The sequence below is a fragment of the Luteibacter sp. genome (genome assembly GCF_009912395.1).
In the GTDB taxonomy this organism is placed as follows: Bacteria; Pseudomonadota; Gammaproteobacteria; order Xanthomonadales; family Rhodanobacteraceae; genus Luteibacter.
The window spans coordinates 104,530-123,321 of record NZ_WNDO01000004.1; the positions used below are offsets into that span (position 1 = coordinate 104,530).

The window sequence follows — 18,792 nt, forward strand, 5'->3', positions numbered from 1 at the left end:
ACTTGCTATTTCCTGCTAGGTCTCCGGGTCGGATACCAGGCGCTGGCGACGGCGCAGCGAGGGGAACCACCACATCCACAATCCCACCACCACCAGAGTGCCGATGCCACCAATGACGGTGGCATTCACGGCCCCCACCGCCGCGGCCAGGATGCCCGACTCGAACTCACCGAGCTGGTTCGAGGTGTTGATGAAGATGGAATTCACCGCGCTGACTCGTCCGCGCATCTCGTCGGGTGTCTCCAATTGCACGAGCGAACCACGGATCACCACGCTGACCATGTCGCAGGCGCCCAGGGCGAACAGGGCCGCGATCGACACGGGCAGGGACGTGGACAACGCGAACACCAGCGTGGCGATACCGAAACCGGCCACCGAGGCGAACATGATCGAACCGACCCGACGCTGCATCGTGTGTCGCGAAAGCCATACCGACATCAGCAGCGCGCCCACGGCCGGCGCCGAACGCAGCAGGCCCAGGCCCCAGGGGCCGGCATGCAAGACGTCCTTGGCGAAGATCGGCAGCAGCGCGGTGGCACCGCCGAACAGCACGGCGAACAGGTCCAACGAGATCACGCCGAGCACGGCTGGCCGATGACGGATGAAGTGCACCCCGGCGAACAGGGTCTTGAGCGTGGCCGGTTCGCGGCGTGGCGGCGTGTGGTCGTAGGTGATGCGGGACATCAGGACCAGCGCGCCGAGGAAGAGCATGGCGGAGACCGCATAGACGACCGCCGGTCCGGCCACGTAGAGCAGGCCGCCGAGCGCCGGGCCGACAATCATCGCGGCCTGTCCTGCCGCGCCGGTCGACGCCATCGCCCGTGGCAGTACCGCGGCGGGTACCAGTCCGGGAAGCATCGACTGCATCGCGGGGGATTCGATGGCCTTGGCGACGCCCACCACGAAGATGAGCGAGAGGATGACCGCTTCGTCCAGATGTCCGCTGAGACTGAAACCGGCCAGCGCGGCGATGGCGATCCACTCCACCGTCTGGCACAGCGTGACGATGCGGCGTCGGTCGAACTGGTCGGCGAGGTGGCCGGCGGGAAGGGCCAGGAGGACGGAAGGAACGAACTGCACGAGGCCGATAAGGCCGAGGTCGAGCGCGCGACCGGTGATGGCGTAGATCTGCCAGCCCACGGCGACGGACATCATCTGGAAGCCGAAGCTGGAGAAGTTCCTGGCGAACCAGTACTGCACGAAGACACGGTGGCGGAGCAGGGATGCCGCTCCGGGGTCGGTGGGAGGCATGGGCGATCCTTGGGGAATGCGACGATTCTACGCCCGCCTTGCCAGCCGCGCCGTCCCGGGGCCAAGCTTAGGGACACGTTTTTCCAGGGATCCCTACCTCATGCGCCGTATCGCCCCGCTTTTCGCCGTCCTCGTCCTCGCGGCCTGTTCGTCCTCCCAGGATCAACAGGCGGCCCAGCAGGCGCCCGCCGCGAACACCCAGGCCGACGAGGCGGCGAAGAAGCTGGAGACCTATCAGCAGCTGCTGAAGCTGCATAACGACGGCCCGGCGGTGCAGCTGGGTCACGAGATTGTGGATCGCTACCCCGATACGCCGGCCGCCGTCGAGGTGAAGAAGACCCTCGACGACGTAGAGAAGAACTACAAGGAAACCACCGAGAAGAACCGTCTCGCCGCGATGTGGCTCTACCAGGTGTCGCCGATGCAGGGTGGCACACAGAGCACGGCCACCATCCAGTCGTCGCGTCCTTCCGGCGAGGAGGCTGTCCGCCTCATCCTGCGCCGGCATACCGACTGGGGCCAGAGCGTGTTTCTCTACGCGGTGGCGGGCAAGGGCTTCGTCTGCAAGGGCGATTGCTCGCTCAAGGCCACGTTCGACGGCAAGGCGAAGATCATCAAGGCCTTCCGGCCGCCGACCGGCGAACCGGCGCTGTTGTTCCGTAACGACGCCCAGTTCCTGAAGGACCTGGCGAAGACCAAGCGCCTCACCATCGACGTGGTGACGATCAGCCGTGGCGAGACCACGCTCACCTTCGAAACGGGCGGCTTCGACGATTCGAAGTGGCAGCCGTTGGCGAAGAAGAAAAAGTGATGTGTTGAGAGCCGATGCGGCGCCCTCGCCATGCTGGTGAACCGAGACGCTGGGTTCCTGTTTTCACAGGAACGACGAGCTCGCGATCCGTCGTTCCAGCGCACGCTGGAACCCAGCGCGGTGCAATCGGTTATCGCGTCGCGGCCTCCTACGCAAAAGCCGATGCGGCGCCCTCGCCATGCTGGTGAACCGGGGCGCTGGGTTCCTGTTTTCACAGGAACGACGAGCGGGGGCGATCAGTGCAGGAACAGGCGTTCCGTGATTCGCGTCAGCGGCTTTTCGAGGAAGGTGTTGAGCTTCGGCGGCAGGTCGAGCGGGCGAAGGAGCATCTTCACCGTCATCTCGGCCGGAATGTGCTTCTTCAGCATGCCTTCGGCGTGCGTGGTGACGCGGCGGAACTCGGCGTCGTCGTGAGCCTTGTCCGGGTAGCGCGTGTTGAACACGTGGCGCAGCGCGATGTCGCTGTCCTCGTTCTTGATCTCGCTCAAGCGCTTCACTAGCACGCGCAGCGTGCTGAACCGGCTGATGCGGTCGCGCTCGCGATAGATGCGGAAGGCCTGGTAGAAGTGCTTGTAATGACGAACCTCATCGCTCTTGATGAGGTTGGTCAGCTCGCGCAGTACCGGTTCGTCGGTGACGTCGTTCAACGCGCGATACAGGCTGGCCGTGCCGGTCTCCACGACGCAGCGAGCCGCAAGTTCGAGACCACGGTTGGGCTCCAGCTCTTCGGCGGTGCAGACCGAACCGTAATGCGCGAAGAAGTTCTTGAAACCGGACTCCCAGTCGAACTCGGGCCATACATGACGCACATAGGCGGCGAGCGCGCGACCGTGCTGGAGTTCTTCATGCTCCCAATGGTCGCGCAGCCAACTCTGCAGCTCGTCATCGCCAGCGAAGTGATCGACCAGGTTGTGCGTGTACAGATCAGAGCCGCTTTCGACGAACGACGAACTGCATAAAAGGAAGAACAGGTCTTCGTTGTCCCTGACCTTGGAGACGTCGATACGCGTCAGATCGAGCTTCTCAAGCGTCCATGGCAGGCTGGCGGCATAACTCACTGCGGGTGTTCCTCGGCACGAATGTGATCCCGCCCCCTTGGGCGTCTGACCGAATTGTGACAAATGCCGGGCGGAAATGGCTACGGATCGCCCGGCAGGGGGGGGCGTCAGCGGACCACGGTGACCGGCACGTGGGCCTTGGCCAGGACATCCGTCGAGGTGGAGCCGAGCAGCCAGCGGGCGAGGGCGCCCCGCTCGGTATGCCCGATCACGATATGGTCGGCCCCGTGCTGGGTCACGTACTTCAACAGGGCGTCCCCCGGGCTGCCCGGGACCAGCTTGACCGACACCTTCGCCCGGGCCTTCGGGGCGAGCTGGCGCACCTCTTCCTTCAGCCCGTTCTCCCGATCCGACAGGGAGTCGGTGATCATGGCGGCGGCCATGTCGGTGCCGTTCTCGGTCTGCCAGATGGACACCACCGATACCTCGGCATGGGAGCAATCGGCCAGCTCCAGGGCGAAGAGGTAGGCCCGGCGGGCGGTCTCGGAGCCGTCGTAGCCAACCAGGATGTGCTTGGGCATGGGGATTCTCCCTGTGGTTGAGATGCCCCATGGTAGGCCTGTGGACCGTCGGCGGGGAGTCGATTCACGACGCTTCAACGATGCCGCGCCTTTCCTGAACGAATTTCCCGGCGCTCCGGATTTCTTCACATTCGTGAGTGGAGAATCCTGCGGCCGGACAATTCCGTCCGCAGGTTCCTGCCACTTCCTGCTATGGAGATAACGAACATGATCAAGCGCATCACGGGTATGGCCGTCCTGGCCCTGGCAGCGGCGGGCGCCTTCGCGGCTCAGCCGGCCCGCGCGGCCGAAGCCGAGACCAAGTGCCACATGACCTTCAACACCTCCGGTTGGGCGGTGATCTACAAGCATGTCGACGGCACGGGCCACGTGCGTTGCGATGACGGCACGAGCGCCAACGTCCGCATCCATATCCGCGGTGGCGGCCTCACGGCCGGCAAGTACAGCATCGAGGACGGCAAGGGCGAGTTCACCAAGCTCAAGAGCATCAACGAGATCTACGGCAACTACGCCACCGCCGGCGCCAATGCCGGTGTCGTGAAGAGCGGCGAGAGCCTGGCCATGACCAAGGGCGAAGTGTCCCTGGCCATCACCGGCACCGGTCGCGGCTTCAACCTCGGCGTCGACGTCAGCAACTTCGAGATCGTCAAGGTCAAGTAAGCACTTGATTCGGCGCGTCGCGTCGACAAAAAGGGCGCCCCTTGGGGCGCCCTTTTCGTTTGTAAGGGATTCGCCGCCGACATGGCGAGTACACTCGGACAATTCCCCTTCCTCGAGGTCGTCCCCATGCGTCGTCTCCTGACCCTTATCGCCCTGTGCTTCGCCACGGCCTCCGCCTGGGCCGCCGGTCCCAACGTGGGCGACCAGGCCCCGGATTTCCACCTCCAGGACCAGAAGGGCGACTGGCACACCCTCGAGACCCACAAGGGCCAGTGGCTGGTGCTGTACTTCTATCCGAAGGATTTCACCGCCGGCTGCACCACCGAGGTCTGCACCTACCGCGACGACACGGCCAAGCTCCATAAGGCCGGCGCCGTGGTGTTGGGCGTAAGCCTGGACGACGTGAAGTCGCACAAGGAGTTCGCCGAGAAGTACCACGTGCCGTTCCCGCTGCTGTCCGACGCCGATAGCGCCGTGGCGGTGAAGTACGACGTGCTGACCACCACCCCGACCGGCCAGAAGTACGCCCGTCGCGAGACCTTCCTGGTCGATCCGTCCGGCAAGATCGTCAAGGTCTACAAGGACGTCGATCCGGAGAAGAACTCCGGCCAGGTCCTGGCCGATATCGCGTCGCTGAAGAAGGGCGCCTGAGCGTGCTGAAGAAGATCACGGCCCCGGGCGTGGTGCCAGCGTTCGCGCCCTGGCGCATCGTGGTCTGGCTGGTGATGCTGTTGTCGGCGGTGGGTTTCGTGCTCAACGGGTACGCGGCCGTCATCTTCGGCAAGGCGGTGGTCGCCCTCACTCCCGAGGCCCTCGCCAACGGTGGGCCCGATCCCCGGATTGGCCTCGCCTGGTCGCTGGGCTACGTGGTGGGGGCGTTCATCGTGATGGCCCTGGCGCTGGGTACCCTGCGCTGGCGCGAGTGGGGTCGTACCGGCCTGCGCATCGTCGCCGTGGTGCTCCTGCTCTGGGCCGCGTATACGGCCTGGGTGGCGTTCGACCAGTGGCGGCAGCTCGGTGCGGTGCTGACCCAGCCCGGCTTGCCTGCCGAGTTGCTGGCCATGGGCCAGAAGCACCGCACGATCCTGCTGCTCGGCCTGTCGCTGAAACTGGTGTCCGTGCCGGTGCTGGGCTGGCTGGCCTGGCGCCTCGGTACGCTGCGCGTCCGCGAACAGTTCGGCCAGTTCGCGCTGTAAGCGGTTCAGCCTCGATTCCCGTCGCGCGGGCTATCGATGGCGCTTTCGGTACGGACCGCCCATGACTCCTCGTGTCGCCCTCTTCGTGCTCGCCGCCTGCTTCGCAGGTGGCGTTTCGGCCCAGGAGCTGGACCACGCCTGCCGCGTGGCCAGCACCTACGATCTGACGATCCGTCCGGATGCGCTGGTGTTCGAGCGTCCCCAGGTGGCGCCACGCACCGTGCGCATGCACGACGGCAGCCTGAGCACGGACGGTCGGACGGTCAGCCTGCGGCCGGATGAGCAGGACCGGGTGGCGCTGTTCGAAAGCCGTCTCCGCGAGCTGGTGCCGAAGGCCAAGGCGATTGCCAGCGACGGCGTGGACCTTGCTGCCCGAGCCGTTCGCGACGAGGCCGCCAGCGCGGCGCCCGATGCGATCGCCAGCGGTGAGCTGGATCGGGTGTTGAACGCGCGCGTCGCGGATATCAAGCGACGGATCGCCGCCAGCCAGAGCACTCGCGATTGGCAGGAAGACGCCATGCGTACCTACGCGCAGGAGATCGTGTCGGACATCGCGCCGGTCCTGACCCAGGACGTGGGCAGCCAGGCGATGCAGCTGGCGATGAATGGCGACCTGCAAGGCGCGGCGGCGCTGCGCGACCGGGTCGCCAATCTGGCCACCGACGGGCAGGCGCGGGTGCTGGCGCGGCTGCGCCCGGCCTTGGAGCCACGCGTGAAGGCCCTGTGCCCGGCGGTGCGTCAGTTGCAGGATCTTCAGTCGGGGCTCCGCGATGCGGATGGACGTGCCCTCGTCCTCCTTGAGAACGACATGGAATGAGCGCTGGCTGAGCGACGGCCGGCCGCGTTTAGGACCGGCTAAGTCCCGCGGCGCTAACGTGTCGACCATGGAACGCAGCGCCGTACGTGTCGTGAATGGGTTGATCCGCCGGGTCATCGCGGATCGCGACCTGTATCAGCATGCCTCTCATGGCGTGCGTGAGCCGGGCCTCAAGGCCATCCTCGAGGAGTCGGCCGCGTCGCTGACCACCATCGCGGCGGACCTTCAGCGCGAGGTGAACGCCACGGGTGGCCGCGCCGCCACGGCGGGCAGCGCCTTCAGCGGCATGCGCCGCACCATGATGGACGCCTCCGTCCGGTTGTCACACGATCCCGATGTCACCTACATCCGCACGCTGGAGCAGATGGAGCGTCGTTTGCTGGACGCCTTCCTCAAGTTGGAGGCCTCCTCGAAGGATCGTGCGACGGTGGGCCGGCATATCGCCCGGTTGCGCCTGTTGCATCTGGACATGATCCACCTCGGCGGCGCCACCGGTCGCTGATTCTCACGCGGCCTTGCGCATCCGGCGAAGCTCGCGATGCAGGTAGACGTCGGCGGAGACACGCACGGGATGTGCGGCGATCAGGGTCTCCCGGTCCGCGAAATAATTGGCGAATGCGATGGCGTCGGCGGGATCTCTCCGCGAGGCGATCTGTACGCCTTCGCGGAAGATTCCCCAGGAACCTTCCATGTCGGCGATGTGGTATTCGATGGTGTGCTGGGGCATGGGCCGCGCTCCTCGATAGCCATGGTGGCTTGCCGCCATCATCCCGGGTGCGGCGGTTGAGGGATATCGGACTAGTCCGAAAATTCGCGACGATTTCGTGACGATGCCTACATCACCGCAAGGCGTTCCCTTGCGCGATGAAGACGCTCGGTCCAGTGAGCGACCGACGCCAGGTAGGTCGGTACGCGGGCCATCGCCGCAGCGTGGTCATCACCGCGTAATTTGCGTTCGAGTTCTTCACCAAGCGATGCTTCGGGTGACGTGCCGAAAATACGCATGCCGCCCACGATCCGATGGATCGTCGCGGCCATCGCCATGGCATCGGTCAGGTGCTCGGCCTTGGCCAGGTCGTCGTGCGTGGCGCAGACGAAACGGTCCACCAGCGACGTGAGCACGTCGAGGCTGCCGAAGGTCTCCATGAGCGATGCATTGTCCCAGGGCACCGGATCGTCCTTCGTTGGACATCGGTCCAGTGCGCGTCGAAGCGTGTCGACGCGTACCGGCTTGGCAAGGAAATCGTCCATGCCGGCGGCGAGGCAGCGCTCGTGCTCGTCTTCCATCGCGTTCGCGGTCATCGCCACGATATACAAGGGGTTCCCCGTTTCGCGAAGCGCGTGGGTAAGCACGTAGCCATCGATGCCGGGCATATGCAGGTCGGTCAATAGCACGTCGAACGATTCGCTACCCACCAGCGCAAGAGCTTCCTCGCCGTTGGCGACGACACGGTGTCGGTGCCCGAGGCGCTGCAGTTGCGTACGCACCAGTTCCCGGTTGGTCGGATGGTCTTCTGCGACGAGCACATCGAGGATGCGGGTCGTCGCGGGCGCGGGGGCGATCGCCAAGGTGTTCGGTGCGTCGTCGCTGAGGGGAAGTTCCAGTGTCACGATGACACGGGTTCCCTCGCCGGAACGACTTTCCAGGTCGATCGCGCCACCCAGCAATTCCACCAGCCGGCGGCTGATCGCCAGACCCAGCCCGCTGCCGCCGAAACGGCGCGTGATGGACGATTCGGCCTGGATGAACGGCGCGAACAGTCGGGCGATGTCACTGGCCGCGATCCCGATGCCCGTATCGGCGACGATCACCTGCAGGCGCTGGTGTCCCGCTTTTTCATCGAGCACCACGATATCGATGTCCACGCCGCCGTCTGGCGTGAACTTGATCGCATTGCTGACGAGGTTGAGGAGTACTTGGCGAAGCCTGACCCCATCGACCACGTGTACGGCCGCGACACGCTCATCGACATGGCACGCGAGACGGAGCGATTTGCGTTCGGCCTGCCAGGCGAAAAGATCGACGATGCCGGAGGTCAGGGTGCGTAGATCCACGGGCGTGGGCTCGATGACCAGGCGGCCGGCCTCGATGCGGGAGAAGTCGAGCACGTCGTCGAGGATCTGCAGCAGGGCCTCGGCGGAATCCTCCGCCGTGCCCAGCAGGCGGCGCTGCTCGTCGGACAACGGTGTATCGCGAAGCATTTCCAGCATGCCGATCACGCCATGCATCGGCGTGCGGATCTCGTGGCTCATGGCCGCGAGGAACTGGCTCTTGGCCTGGGTGGCCTGTTCGGCCGCCTCTTTGGCGGCGGCGAGCTGGGTGGATTGCCGATGTTGTTCGGAGACATCGATCCAGTAGCTGGTGAACTCCACCCGATGGCCGATCCGGCGTGGAATGGCATGCGATGCGATCCATCTCAATGGATCGCTGTCGCGTATGCGGATCTCGGTATGCACGGGTGTCAACGTCACCGCGGCGCGAGCGATCAGCGCCTCTAGGGGGCCCTGGTCACGTCGATCGATGCGCGCGAACGCGCTGCGCTCATCATTGAGAAATATCTCTGCACCGACGCCAAAAATAGGCTCCGGGTTGCCGCCCAGATAGGTGAATTCGATACGGCCGTCCTCGTGGTAGAGGTAGCGGTACACCACGGCCGGGATGTTGCGCGTCACGTCGGCAAGCTGTTCCTCGGTGCGCCGTCTGCGGCGTGTTTCGCGGCGAAGGCTCAGGTGCGCGTGGGCCATGGCGAGGAACAGTAGCAGCGCGAAGAGTCCGATAGGCCCCATCTTGCGGCCGATTTCGCGCCACGATCCGCCCCAGGTGTATTCCGACCGGAGCCATGTGTTCCGGATGGCTTCCGCCCTGCGGTCGGGCATGCGCGCGAGCACTCTGTCGATCAGGGGAAGCAGGGGGGCGTAGCGCCGCTGCACGGCCATCGACAGGTCGTCGTGCACGCCGGTCTGCGCCGTCATCTTCAGGCGGGCGGCGTAATCCCGCCGTAGCAGGTACTCCGTGCTCGCGATATCGCCGATAAAGGCATCGGCCCTTCCCGACAGCACGGCCTGCAGTCCTTCCTGGGTGGAGCCGACGGAAATCGTCTCGCCGGCGGCGATCGTGGCCGCCGCTTGGGCGACGGCCGGGCGAGCCAGGTTCGCCGCGACCTTCCGGCCGGCCAAGTCGTCGGTCGAGGCCACCGTCGTGGCATCTTCGCGGGTCACGATCATCACGGGGAAAGTCGTGTACGGCGAGGTGAAGTCGAACTGTCGTCCCAGGGCGCTGTTGCGCGGGGACGCCGCAGGCAGCAGGTCGATTTCGCCGGATATCGCCCGTCTCAGCGTCTCGTCCCAGTTCGCCGTGGGCACGGTTTCCGTGCGTAAGCCGAGGGCGTGCACGACGTCGCGCAGGTAGTCGATCGCCATGCCCTCGGCGCGCCCTTCCCGATCGATCAAGGTGAGCGGCGCCGCGGTGGGATCGATGCCGATGCGCAATGGGGGCAAGGTTGCGAGCCACGCGCGTTCGTCGGCGCTAAGGGGAATGTCGAGGTCTTCGGAGAAATGCCCAGGACCATCGTTTGTCCATGCCCGGCGAAGGCGGGCGTGGTCCATGGGATCCAGGCGATTGAGCGCATGGTCCAGCGCGGTAAGCAGTGGCGCGCGTCCGCGCTCGGTCGCGACAGCAAACGATAACGTGGTGATCGGCAGCGGTGCGGTAGGCCCCAGACGCAACCGTTCGCGCAGGCCTGCGGCGCCCATCGTCGCATCGAGTGCGCGGGGATCGCCCAGTACGGCGTCGACTCCGCCGTCGGCCAGCTCCTTCATCGCGGACGCCAGCGTCGCCTCGTGGGTGATGACCGCGTCTGGCACGTAGCGTTGCAGCATGTCGTCTTCCGCGTGTCCCGTCTGCGTGGCGACACGTCGGTCGTGCAGGTCGCCGAAGTGCGCGATACCGCTTTCTTCCCGGCGTATGGCGAGCACGGGCGAGGCCTGATAGTAGGGCGCGCCGATCAACAGCTTGCCGTTCCTGTCCGGTGTGGGCGCGACATCCATGAGAACATCCACTTCACCGTTCCGGGCGGCGGCCATCGCTGACGGCCAGTCCGGAAACACCTGGAAGCGTACGGCGACGCCAAGTTGTTCCGTGAGCTTGCGCAGGTAGTCGGCGGCGAGTCCTTCGACGCGTCCGTCGCGGACGATCTCGAAGGGCGGATATCCTTCCGCGTACGTAGCCGCGACAACAACGGGATGCGCCTTCAGCCACGCAGCGGACGCAGGTGGCAACGCATCGGTGGACGTTGGAAGGGAAGCGCCGGAGAGCGCAGGAATGGAAAAAAACAGGACTAGCAATTTAAGCAATTTCATGGCGTTCCTTCGACCACGAATGGGGCAATTACGGTAACCTCCGCGGCACCGGAGACCAGTAGCACACATACCGAGGAGCGGCTACACATTAACTGGCAACGAGTAAGGCACATGGTGTTACGCACGATCATCGCCGACGATCATCCGGTCGTACTCATGGGCGCGCGCGCTGCGCTGGAGGCCGGAGGTGACATCGAGGTGGTCGGCGAAGCGCATGACGGCGATCAGTTGCTCGCCTTGTTGTCCATGCAGCCGTGCGACGTGGTCATAAGCGATTTCTCCATGCCGGGCGGTCGTCATGGCGATGGGCTGTTGCTCATCGACCATATCCGACGTCGTCATCCGCGTCTGCCCATCGTGATGCTGACCATGATGAACAACGCTGCCGTGTTGCAGGCCATGCGCATTCGCGGCGCGATGGGCATCTGCGACAAGCGTGCACCGCTGCGGGAAGTTGCCGTCGCGGCGCGGCATGCGTACTTCGGGCGTCCGTTCTACAGCGATTCCATTCGCGCGCAGCTCGATGCGGACGGCCTTCCTGCCGATGCTGCCCATGCCCGACTGTCGCTACGCGAGTTGGAGGTGGTGCGGCTCTATGTCGGGGGGCAGTCCATCACGGCCATCGCCGAGCGCCTCAACCGCAGCGTCAAGACCGTCAGTCGGCAGAAACGGGACGCCATGCGCAAGCTGGGCCTGGTCCATGACGGCCAGCTCTCGGAATACGCCCGGGATCGCGGCATCGCCTGACCCCTGCCGTAAGTCGTGGGTGACCAACCGCCCATGCGGTCCGGTCCGGGACGGCGTAAACCTTCTTCCTGCCGGCCGCATCCAAGCCGTATACCTGCGACACCCTGGGGAGGGGACCATGCGCCATCCATTCATTGCCGCCGCGCTAGTCGTGGCCCTGGCCGCGACGCCGCTGGCCTTGCCTGCGAAAGGCTTCAGTTTCAGCACCGACAGCTGCAAGCACGACTACTCGACCCCCTACGACGTGGACGTGACCCAGGCCGGGTTGTCGTTTCACCGGACGGACGGCACGCCGTCGCGGGTCTTCCTGCACGATGGTGCCCTCCAGGTCGATGGGCGCGCCGTCGCCGTATCGACGACCGACGCGGATGCCCTGCGGCGCTATGAGGCCGGCGTACGCCGCCTGATGCCGCTGGTGGCGTCGGTCGCCCGCGACGCCATCGAGGTCGGCTATTCGGCCATGACCACGGTGACCATGACCTTCGCCGAGCCGGATCAGCGGTCGCGCATGCTCGAGAAGATCCGCCGCAAGCAAGCCGAGGCCCTGCGCTCGGTGGACGAGGGCGTCGGCGCGGGGCACTGGTCGTCCGACCGCATGATCGAGACGGCGGCGGGCTCGGTCTCCGACTCCGTGGGCGAGCTGGTCGGCTCCGTCACTTCCAGCGCGGTGACCGCCGCGTTGTCGGGCGATACCGCCAAGGTCGCGGCTCTGCAAGCCAGGGCTACGTCCCTGAGCAAGGCCCTGGACACCGAGATGGACAAGCGCTCCAAGGCGCTGGACCAGCGAGCCAATGCGATCTGCCCGCAGGTCAACGAACTCTCCGACATCCAGCAGGGCTGGCACATTCGTCTGCCCGACGGTTCTCCGCTGCAACTCATGACCATCAAGCCCAAGAACAGCGACAAGGACGCCGACGAGGACGCCTCGAAGAAGGTCGCCCAATCCTGAGCATTACTTGGGCTGGATGAGATCCCAGGCGTTGCCGTAGAGGTCCTCGAACACAGCCACGGTGCCATACGGCTCGTGGCGGGGTTCCTCGCGGAAATGCACCCCATGCGCCAGCATGCGGGCGTGGTCACCAGCGAAGTCGTTCGTCTGCAGGAACAGGAACACGCGGCCACCGCCCTGGTGGCCCACATGGGCTCGCTGCGCGTCGCCGTCCGCGCGGGCAAGCAGCAGGCGCGTCCCCTGCGAATCGCGGGGCGCCACGGTCACCCAGCGCTTGCCCTCGCCACGCGGGGTATCTTCCACCAGCGTGAAACCCAGGGCCTGGGTGAAGAAAGCGATCGCCTCGTCATAGTCGTGGACGAGGAAGGCAATGGCGCCGAGGCTCTGCATGGGGCGTTCCTTGGAAAGGCATGGGACGTGACCGGCCATTAGATCATGCGGGGCAGGCTAGCGAGCCCGCTTCACCCACCAGAGGAAGCGCCGCAACCAGGCGCCGGTCGGATCGGGATTCCACACGAAGGTCGCCACGCTTTTCGGCGGCATGGCGTAGTCGAACCGGTACGCGCCTTCCGCCACGGCAAGACGGCGATCCACCGTGTCGCTGTTCACCAGCACGAGCACGACCGAGCCGTCCGACACGTTCTGGAAGGCCACGTTGGCAATGCCCTTGTCGGTATCGGTGGACCCGACACGCAAGGCGTCGGGAATCACGAAGCGGCTGAAATGCGCGAGTGCGTAGTATTCGTCGTTGCGGCTTACCGCACCGGTACGTGAGTCGACCAGGACCACGCCCTTGCAGGCGTCGCAGCCGCCGAAGTGCGGGCCATGGTTTTCGTCCAGCGCGAGATTCCAGTAGATCACGCCGCGCGCCCACTGGCGGATGCCGGCGATCAGCAGGTCGCGCGAAAACCACAGCAGTTCGCCATTCGCGGCGGACGCCCAGTCGCCGCCGGAACATTCGGTGATGTAGACATCCTTGTCCGGATGCGCGCGACGCACGCGGTTCTGGGCATGCGGACTGCCCTGGTAACAATGCCAGGCTACGCCGTCGACATAGCGTGCCGCGACCGGATCGGAGAGTACTTCCAGTGGTTGTTCGGGCTGGTTCCAGTTGTGGTCCCAGTCGAGGATCTGCGTACGCGGCGTGCGTTTGGCCAGCTTCGGCCCGAGATACTGGCCGATGATGCGCGCCCGCGTGGCGGCCGGGACCAGCATGCCGGGATAGGTCAGCGGCTGGAACGCGGGTTCGTTCTGCAGGGTGAGCGCGAAGATGGGAATGCCGTAGCCGCGATAGGCGTCGAGGTACCTGACCAGGTAATTCGCGTACGTGCTCTCGTACTGCTCCTGGAGTTCGCCGCCCAGCAGGTTCTGATTGGTCTTCATCCATGCCGGCGCGCTCCATGGCGAGGCCACGATGCGCAGGTCGGGATTGATCGCCAGGGCTTCCTTCACGCTGGGCACCACGTCGTCCAACGTGGGCGCGACATTGAAGTGCTTCAGGTCCGGGTCGTCGGCGCCGAAGGGAATATCGTCGAAGGTATAGAGGTTCAGCGAGAAATCCGACGCGCCCATCGTCAGGCGCATCATGCCGAAATTGAGCCCGGGGGGCGGTCCGTAGATTTCGTGGAGCAGCGCGCTGCGCTGCTGTGCATCCATCCGGTGCTGGAGCAACCACGCGGAGGAGTCGGTCATTGCCGCGCCGAAGCCGACCATGCTCTGGTAGGTCTTATGGACATCGACAACCACGTCGGCGTCGCCGGTGCCCCGCGCCGTCATTTCGATATCGGGCTGGCGCATCAGTTTCAGGCGCCGGTCCGCCGTGCTGAGCCACAGCTCGACGGTGGGAATGGTCGAAAGCGTCGCCGGGGTCGCCGGGGCTTTCGCCACCGCAGGTTCGCGACCTCGCTCGTAGGGCAGGGTGAGGGCCGCGGCCGTGATCAGGGCGATCAGCGCAACGAAGATACCCGTGACCCGGCGGGAACCCGGTGTGGACTCATCCATGGCGTGGGCGGAACCTGCCGTCCATGTTGCTGTTCAGATGGATCACGAAGCTCCCTGCCGTACCGGAACGATTCAAAATGTATTTTGAAACGCGCCGGCCGGCGAGGGTTTTCGTTAACTGATTGATTTGAAAGATGCGGCTGTGCCGGTCTTCGGTCAGTCCCATGCCGGGGCGAGGCCCGGCGGGTCGACTTCCCGGCCGTTGCGCTCAAGGGTGGCGATCGCCGCCATGTCGTCGGCGTCCAGGCGCAGGTCGCGAGCGAGCAGGTTGCTGGCGAGGTTCTCGCGCTTGGTCGAGGACGGAATGACGGCGTAGCCGAGCTGCAACGCCCAGGCCAGGGCGACCTGCGCGACGGTGGCGTCGTGCTTGGCGGCGATCCGCGCCAGCATCGGGTCTTTGAGCACCTTGCCGTAGGCCAGGGTCATGTACGAGGTGACGGGGATGCCTTGTTCCTTGAGGAACGCGGTGAGTTGGGGATTCTGAAGGTACGGGCTCAGCTCGATCTGGTTGGTGGCGATCGCGTCCTTGCCCACCGCCGCGATGGCCTGGCGGGTCAGCTCGATATTGAAGTTGGAGATGCCGATCTGCCGGGTCAGGCCGAGCGCCTTCGCGTCGGCCAGCGCGGTCATGTATTCGTTCAACGCGACGCCGTTGCCCGGCGCCGGCCAGTGGATCAGCGTGAGATCCACGTGGGACAGGCGCAGCTTGTCCAGGCTCTCGCGCAGGCTGGGAACCAGGCGTGCCTGGGCGTAGTTCTCGGTCCAGATCTTCGTGGTGACGAACAGTTCGTCACGCGCGACGCCGCTTTCGGCGATCGCCTGGCCGACCTCGGCCTCGTTGCCATAGATCTGCGCAGTGTCGACGGCGCGATAGCCGAGCTCGAGCGCGTTGTGCACGGAATCGATCACGGTCTGGCCGGTCAGTCGGAACGTGCCGACGCCGAAGGAGGGTAGTGTCATGGGAGCTGTCCTGGGAGGTGACGGAGGACGGCAGTCTGCCTGCTCGATCCTTGCGGAATAAGCCGGGAATCCTGCAAATACATTTGCGGTGACGGCAAAGATTCCAGGACGCGCTGGTGTATCCTGCTGGCCTTGTGCAGAGGAACACCGCGTGCCTTCCCGTCCGCCCAAAGCCCCCGACGAACCCGTTGCCACCGATGAATGGGGAAGGGTGGGGCGCAGCCGGCAGTCGCTGAACCACGTGGTTGCCGACGAACTGCGAAAAGCCATTCTTGCCGGGCGCTTCAAGCCCGGCGATCGCCTGCCGGAACCGCAGCTGGCCGAGATTTTCGGCGTATCCCGCAATCCGATCCGCGAAGCCCTCCAGGTGCTCTCCAACGAAGGGCTCGTCGAGATTTCCCGCGGCAGGGGCGCGCGCATCCCCGAAGTCATGCCCGACGAATTCCTCGAGATGATCGAGCTGCGCGCCGACCTCGAAGGCCTCAACGCGCGTAACGCGGCACGGCATTGCACGCCGGAAACCCGCTCGCTGATCGAAGGCCTCCTGGCCGAAGGCAACGCCGCGCTCGCCAGCGACGACATGGCGGCTCTGGAGCGCGCCAACGCGAGGTACCACCGTGAACTGTGGCCGCTGGGACGCAATCGCTACCTGACGGAATTCCTCGGCAGCCTGCGTGACCGTACCTTCTGGCTGGTGTCGACCAAGGCCAAGGTGCGCGCCGACGTGTCATGGCGCGAGCACGCCAGGGTCCTGGAGGCCATCCTCAGCGGCGATGAGGCGCTGGCCGGGCGACTGGCCACCGAGCACGTCAGCCAGGTCGGCCAGTCGCTGGTCAACGACCTCAGCTTCGAGCGCAAAACCTCCGATTGACCGCTAAGCAGGGCCAAAAAACCTGCCGCCGGATTGTGTTCGGTAAAAGTGTATACACCATGCACTGTAACGTTATAACATATTTGGGTCTCTCCTCCCCGGAAGTCCCATGGAACTCTTCAGCGCGCATCCGTGCATGCGCCTGCGTACCCGGCTGCCTGTCGGTCTCGCGTTTGCCCTCACCTTGTCGGCCGGACCGGCCCTCGCCCAACAAACCCTCGATGCCGTCGTGGTGAAAGCCGCGAGGGAGAAGCCCCTCGACGAACCGCAGCCTGTGGGGGCCTCCGTCGGTCGCAAGGTGCTCGACCATTCGATGACAGTGACGACCGAGCATGCGATGCGCTACCTGCCCAATATCCAGCTTAGGCAGCGCTACATCGGCGACATCGGCGGTACCGTGGCCGTGCGTGGCACGAGCGGTTTCCAGTCCGCGCGCATCCTCGTCACCGTCGACGGCATGCCCATCTCCAACCTGCTTGGCAGCGGTTATGGCTATGCGCCGCTGTGGGGCCTGGTGTTTCCCGATGAGATCGACCGCGTCGATGTCATGTACGGTCCGTATTCGGCGCGATTTTCGGGCAACACACTTGGCGCCGGCATCTTCATCCGCACGCGCATGCCCGACAAGCTCGAAGGTGGCGTCGATGTCAGCTATGGCAACCAGCACTTCGACACGCTGCAAACGCACGACAGCCTCAATACCCGTCATGCGCAGGCATGGATCGGCGACCGCATCGGTCGTGTCGCGTGGTCGCTGGGTGTCGATCACCTCGACTCCGACGGCCAGCCGGCCTATATCGCCTTCCTTCCTGCGACCGCCGTTCGCTCCATGGCGGGTACGCCCGTTTCCGGCGCGTTGGATGGCGTCGATGCGAGCGGGAAGCGTCGTTATCTGGTCGGCACGTCGGGGCCATCGAGCGCGCTTTCGAACCTGATCAAAGGCAAGGCGCGCGTGGATCTTTCCGATTCCACCTCGTTGACGCTGCAAGCGGCCTACCGCGATCTTCACTTCCAAAGCCTGGCACCGGAAAGCTACCTGCGCACACGCGGTGGCGTCCCGTTGCTCACCGGCCCCGTCAACATCGACGGTAGCGCGTACAACCTGTCGAACACCCTGGGTTTCCGCCAGCAGGACGTGCGCCTGCGGGACGCCATCGCCGGTGCCATGTTGTCCTCGCAGCTTGCCGACGATCTCCAGGGCCAGTTCAGCGCGTCGGGGTACCGGGTGATCCATGGCGAAACGCGCCAGGCCTACCCGGGCGGCAACGGTGCACAAGTCACGCCGACGGATCGCCAGGGATGGTTCAACGCGGCCGCGCGCTTCGCCCTGACTCCCGATGGCCTGCCATGGCTCGGAAAGGAGCTGGGCTTCGGTGTCGACTACGCACGTTACTGGATGCGCACGAGCACGTATGGCTCGCCCGACTGGCGGGGCGGTGCGAGAGGGGCGCTGGCCGAACGCTCGGCGGGCAAGACCGATCAACTCGGCATGTACGTCGACGACCGCTGGTCCCTCGGGTCCCAGTGGACCGTCATGGCCGGTCTTCGCCACGACCGGTGGCGCGCCTTCGAAGGTGCGCGGCAGACGGCCGTGGCGTCGATCGACTATCCCCGACGCCACACCAACGGCTGGTCGCCCAACCTGGGCGTGCGCTTCGAGCCCGGCGACGACTGGTCGATCGAGCTTCGCGGTGCCCAGGCATGGCGCTTCCCGACCGTGACCGAGCTGTTCCAGTCCTCCCTGACGGGCGGCGTGCTCGTGCAAAGCGATCCCAACCTGCGTCCGGAGCATGCGACCACGTTCAACCTCGGGGCCAGCAAAGTGTTCGGCGTAGCCGGCGGTACGCTTCGCCTTACCGCGGATGTCTTCCAGGAGCGCGTACGCAACACGCTTTTCAGCCAGGCGACGGCGTTCGCCGAGTCATCCTATTACCAGAACATCGGCCTGGTCCGAACGCGTGGTGTCGACCTGCTCGGGACGGCGCGCGACCTGTTCGATGGCCTGCTCGATGTCGACGCCAGCGTCGCCAGGCAGAAGGGCATCATTCGCCAGAACGATATCCTTCCGGCCACCGTGGGCAACGAGATGCCGCGCGTTCCCCATTGGCGATGGAGCGTGCTAGCCACGATCCATCCTACGGCGCGTCTGGATGCGAGTCTCGGCGTACGCCATGAAGGCCTGCAATACAACGATATCGGCAACACGGATGGACGGCGCGGTGGCGTGGGGTACGTCGACGCCTATACCTTCGTCGAAACGCAGGTGGCCTATCGACTGACGCCATCGGTGCAGTTGTCGCTGGGCATCGACAACCTGTTCGACAGCATTCGCTACGCTTACCACCCGTATCCCGGGCGGACGACGCTGTTCTCCGTAAAGTGGAGACCCGAATGACGTGCTGCCGCGTCAACGGCATGGCGAGCCGGGGAGCCGCACGATGAACGGCATCGTCGGCATCGCCCTGCGTCGGCCGCTCACCATCGTCGCGATGATGGCGGTGATCATGCTGGGCGGCTCCCTGGCGCTGGTCCGGCTACCGGTGGATATCTTCCCGCACATCGGCGTGCCGGTGGTCGCAGCGGCATGGTAG

19 protein-coding genes are annotated in these 18,792 nt (G+C 65.3%); 11 read left to right on the forward strand and 8 right to left on the reverse strand.

The window, feature by feature from the left end:
- Window positions 1-15: 15 nt before the first annotated feature.
- Window positions 16-1,251, reverse strand: coding sequence for an MFS transporter (locus GAK28_RS05935; RefSeq protein WP_291776155.1), 1,236 nt, complete (start codon window positions 1,249-1,251; stop codon window positions 16-18).
- A gap of 100 nt (window positions 1,252-1,351) precedes the next feature.
- Here GAK28_RS05935 and GAK28_RS05940 point away from each other — a divergent pair, with 100 nt between their 5' ends.
- Window positions 1,352-2,062 carry a hypothetical protein gene (locus tag GAK28_RS05940; protein WP_291776156.1) on the forward strand — a complete coding sequence of 237 codons (711 nt, stop codon included), beginning with the start codon at window positions 1,352-1,354 and terminating at the stop codon, window positions 2,060-2,062.
- Window positions 2,063-2,298: 236 nt separating this feature from the next.
- On the opposite strand, the gene GAK28_RS05945 is transcribed toward GAK28_RS05940, so the two are convergent.
- Together GAK28_RS05945 and GAK28_RS05950 are read right to left on the reverse strand one after the other, a co-directional pair.
- On the reverse strand, window positions 2,299-3,120 hold the full coding sequence (locus GAK28_RS05945; protein ID WP_291776157.1) for a ferritin-like domain-containing protein: 822 nt from the start codon (window positions 3,118-3,120) through the stop codon (window positions 2,299-2,301).
- A 107-nt stretch (window positions 3,121-3,227) separates the two neighbouring features.
- A complete protein-coding gene (locus GAK28_RS05950) occupies window positions 3,228-3,641 on the reverse strand; it encodes a universal stress protein (protein ID WP_291776158.1) in 414 nt (137 codons plus the stop codon).
- Between the two features lie 207 nt (window positions 3,642-3,848).
- Between GAK28_RS05950 and GAK28_RS05955 the strand changes: the two genes are divergently transcribed.
- The 5 genes from GAK28_RS05955 to GAK28_RS05975 all read left to right on the forward strand — a co-directional run bounded on the left by GAK28_RS05955 (window position 3,849) and on the right by GAK28_RS05975 (window position 6,816).
- Entirely contained in the window at window positions 3,849-4,301 is a 453-nt protein-coding gene (locus GAK28_RS05955) for a hypothetical protein (RefSeq protein ID WP_291776159.1), read from the forward strand.
- A 126-nt stretch (window positions 4,302-4,427) separates the two neighbouring features.
- On the forward strand, window positions 4,428-4,952 hold the full coding sequence (locus tag GAK28_RS05960; protein ID WP_291776160.1) for a peroxiredoxin: 525 nt from the start codon (window positions 4,428-4,430) through the stop codon (window positions 4,950-4,952).
- 2 nt (window positions 4,953-4,954) lie between these two features.
- Window positions 4,955-5,497, forward strand: a complete 543-nt coding sequence (locus GAK28_RS05965) for a hypothetical protein (protein WP_291776161.1) — start codon at window positions 4,955-4,957, stop codon at window positions 5,495-5,497.
- Window positions 5,498-5,558: 61 nt separating this feature from the next.
- Entirely contained in the window at window positions 5,559-6,314 is a 756-nt protein-coding gene (locus GAK28_RS05970) for a DUF2884 family protein (protein ID WP_291776162.1), read from the forward strand.
- A gap of 67 nt (window positions 6,315-6,381) precedes the next feature.
- Window positions 6,382-6,816 carry a PA2169 family four-helix-bundle protein gene (locus tag GAK28_RS05975; RefSeq protein ID WP_291776164.1) on the forward strand — a complete coding sequence of 145 codons (435 nt, stop codon included), beginning with the start codon at window positions 6,382-6,384 and terminating at the stop codon, window positions 6,814-6,816.
- A gap of 3 nt (window positions 6,817-6,819) precedes the next feature.
- Here GAK28_RS05975 and GAK28_RS05980 read toward each other — a convergent pair whose 3' ends face one another.
- Complete coding sequence (locus GAK28_RS05980) at window positions 6,820-7,041, reverse strand: hypothetical protein (protein WP_291776166.1); 222 nt, start codon at window positions 7,039-7,041, stop codon at window positions 6,820-6,822.
- A 107-nt stretch (window positions 7,042-7,148) separates the two neighbouring features.
- Window positions 7,149-10,673 (reverse strand): transporter substrate-binding domain-containing protein, encoded by a 3,525-nt coding sequence (locus GAK28_RS05985; RefSeq protein WP_291776168.1) that lies wholly within the window; start codon window positions 10,671-10,673, stop codon window positions 7,149-7,151.
- Between the two features lie 111 nt (window positions 10,674-10,784).
- Here GAK28_RS05985 and GAK28_RS05990 point away from each other — a divergent pair, with 111 nt between their 5' ends.
- Both GAK28_RS05990 and GAK28_RS05995 read left to right on the forward strand, forming a co-directional pair.
- Entirely contained in the window at window positions 10,785-11,420 is a 636-nt protein-coding gene (locus GAK28_RS05990) for a response regulator (protein WP_291776169.1), read from the forward strand.
- Window positions 11,421-11,538: 118 nt separating this feature from the next.
- Window positions 11,539-12,369 (forward strand): DUF2884 family protein, encoded by an 831-nt coding sequence (locus tag GAK28_RS05995; RefSeq protein WP_291776170.1) that lies wholly within the window; start codon window positions 11,539-11,541, stop codon window positions 12,367-12,369.
- A gap of 3 nt (window positions 12,370-12,372) precedes the next feature.
- Here GAK28_RS05995 and GAK28_RS06000 read toward each other — a convergent pair whose 3' ends face one another.
- The 3 genes from GAK28_RS06000 to dkgB all read right to left on the reverse strand — a co-directional run bounded on the left by GAK28_RS06000 (window position 12,373) and on the right by dkgB (window position 15,330).
- Entirely contained in the window at window positions 12,373-12,759 is a 387-nt protein-coding gene (locus GAK28_RS06000; RefSeq protein WP_291776171.1) for a VOC family protein, read from the reverse strand.
- 57 nt (window positions 12,760-12,816) lie between these two features.
- Window positions 12,817-14,370: a glycoside hydrolase family 30 beta sandwich domain-containing protein gene (locus GAK28_RS06005; protein ID WP_291776172.1), complete on the reverse strand. Its 1,554-nt coding sequence runs from the start codon at window positions 14,368-14,370 to the stop codon at window positions 12,817-12,819.
- Window positions 14,371-14,526: 156 nt separating this feature from the next.
- Window positions 14,527-15,330, reverse strand: coding sequence for a 2,5-didehydrogluconate reductase DkgB (dkgB, locus tag GAK28_RS06010; protein WP_291776173.1), 804 nt, complete (start codon window positions 15,328-15,330; stop codon window positions 14,527-14,529).
- A gap of 151 nt (window positions 15,331-15,481) precedes the next feature.
- On the opposite strand from dkgB, the gene GAK28_RS06015 reads away from it, so the two are divergent.
- The 3 genes from GAK28_RS06015 to GAK28_RS24880 all read left to right on the forward strand — a co-directional run bounded on the left by GAK28_RS06015 (window position 15,482) and on the right by GAK28_RS24880 (window position 18,792).
- Window positions 15,482-16,201 carry a GntR family transcriptional regulator gene (locus GAK28_RS06015; protein ID WP_291776175.1) on the forward strand — a complete coding sequence of 240 codons (720 nt, stop codon included), beginning with the start codon at window positions 15,482-15,484 and terminating at the stop codon, window positions 16,199-16,201.
- 109 nt (window positions 16,202-16,310) lie between these two features.
- Window positions 16,311-18,596: a TonB-dependent receptor gene (locus tag GAK28_RS06020; protein WP_291776177.1), complete on the forward strand. Its 2,286-nt coding sequence runs from the start codon at window positions 16,311-16,313 to the stop codon at window positions 18,594-18,596.
- A gap of 43 nt (window positions 18,597-18,639) precedes the next feature.
- On the forward strand, window positions 18,640-18,792 hold the full coding sequence (locus GAK28_RS24880) for a hypothetical protein (protein WP_343161842.1): 153 nt from the start codon (window positions 18,640-18,642) through the stop codon (window positions 18,790-18,792).

Excerpts from the sequence above, each read along its gene's own strand:
- GAK28_RS05985 (WP_291776168.1), bottom strand. The coding sequence starts at position 10,673 with ATGAAATTGCTTAAATTGCTAGTCCTGTTTTTTTCCATTCCTGCGCTC.
- GAK28_RS05970 (WP_291776162.1), top strand. The coding sequence starts at position 5,559 with ATGACTCCTCGTGTCGCCCTCTTCGTGCTCGCCGCCTGCTTCGCAGGT.
- dkgB (WP_291776173.1), bottom strand. The coding sequence starts at position 15,330 with ATGACACTACCCTCCTTCGGCGTCGGCACGTTCCGACTGACCGGCCAG.
- GAK28_RS06020 (WP_291776177.1), top strand. The coding sequence starts at position 16,311 with ATGGAACTCTTCAGCGCGCATCCGTGCATGCGCCTGCGTACCCGGCTG.
- GAK28_RS06000 (WP_291776171.1), bottom strand. The coding sequence starts at position 12,759 with ATGCAGAGCCTCGGCGCCATTGCCTTCCTCGTCCACGACTATGACGAG.
- GAK28_RS05960 (WP_291776160.1), top strand. The coding sequence starts at position 4,428 with ATGCGTCGTCTCCTGACCCTTATCGCCCTGTGCTTCGCCACGGCCTCC.
- GAK28_RS05955 (WP_291776159.1), top strand. The coding sequence starts at position 3,849 with ATGATCAAGCGCATCACGGGTATGGCCGTCCTGGCCCTGGCAGCGGCG.
- GAK28_RS05990 (WP_291776169.1), top strand. The coding sequence starts at position 10,785 with ATGGTGTTACGCACGATCATCGCCGACGATCATCCGGTCGTACTCATG.
- GAK28_RS05995 (WP_291776170.1), top strand. The coding sequence starts at position 11,539 with ATGCGCCATCCATTCATTGCCGCCGCGCTAGTCGTGGCCCTGGCCGCG.
- GAK28_RS05980 (WP_291776166.1), bottom strand. The coding sequence starts at position 7,041 with ATGCCCCAGCACACCATCGAATACCACATCGCCGACATGGAAGGTTCC.
- GAK28_RS06005 (WP_291776172.1), bottom strand. The coding sequence starts at position 14,370 with ATGGATGAGTCCACACCGGGTTCCCGCCGGGTCACGGGTATCTTCGTT.
- GAK28_RS05975 (WP_291776164.1), top strand. The coding sequence starts at position 6,382 with ATGGAACGCAGCGCCGTACGTGTCGTGAATGGGTTGATCCGCCGGGTC.
- GAK28_RS05935 (WP_291776155.1), bottom strand. The coding sequence starts at position 1,251 with ATGCCTCCCACCGACCCCGGAGCGGCATCCCTGCTCCGCCACCGTGTC.
- GAK28_RS05940 (WP_291776156.1), top strand. The coding sequence starts at position 1,352 with ATGCGCCGTATCGCCCCGCTTTTCGCCGTCCTCGTCCTCGCGGCCTGT.
- GAK28_RS05950 (WP_291776158.1), bottom strand. The coding sequence starts at position 3,641 with ATGCCCAAGCACATCCTGGTTGGCTACGACGGCTCCGAGACCGCCCGC.
- GAK28_RS24880 (WP_343161842.1), top strand. The coding sequence starts at position 18,640 with ATGAACGGCATCGTCGGCATCGCCCTGCGTCGGCCGCTCACCATCGTC.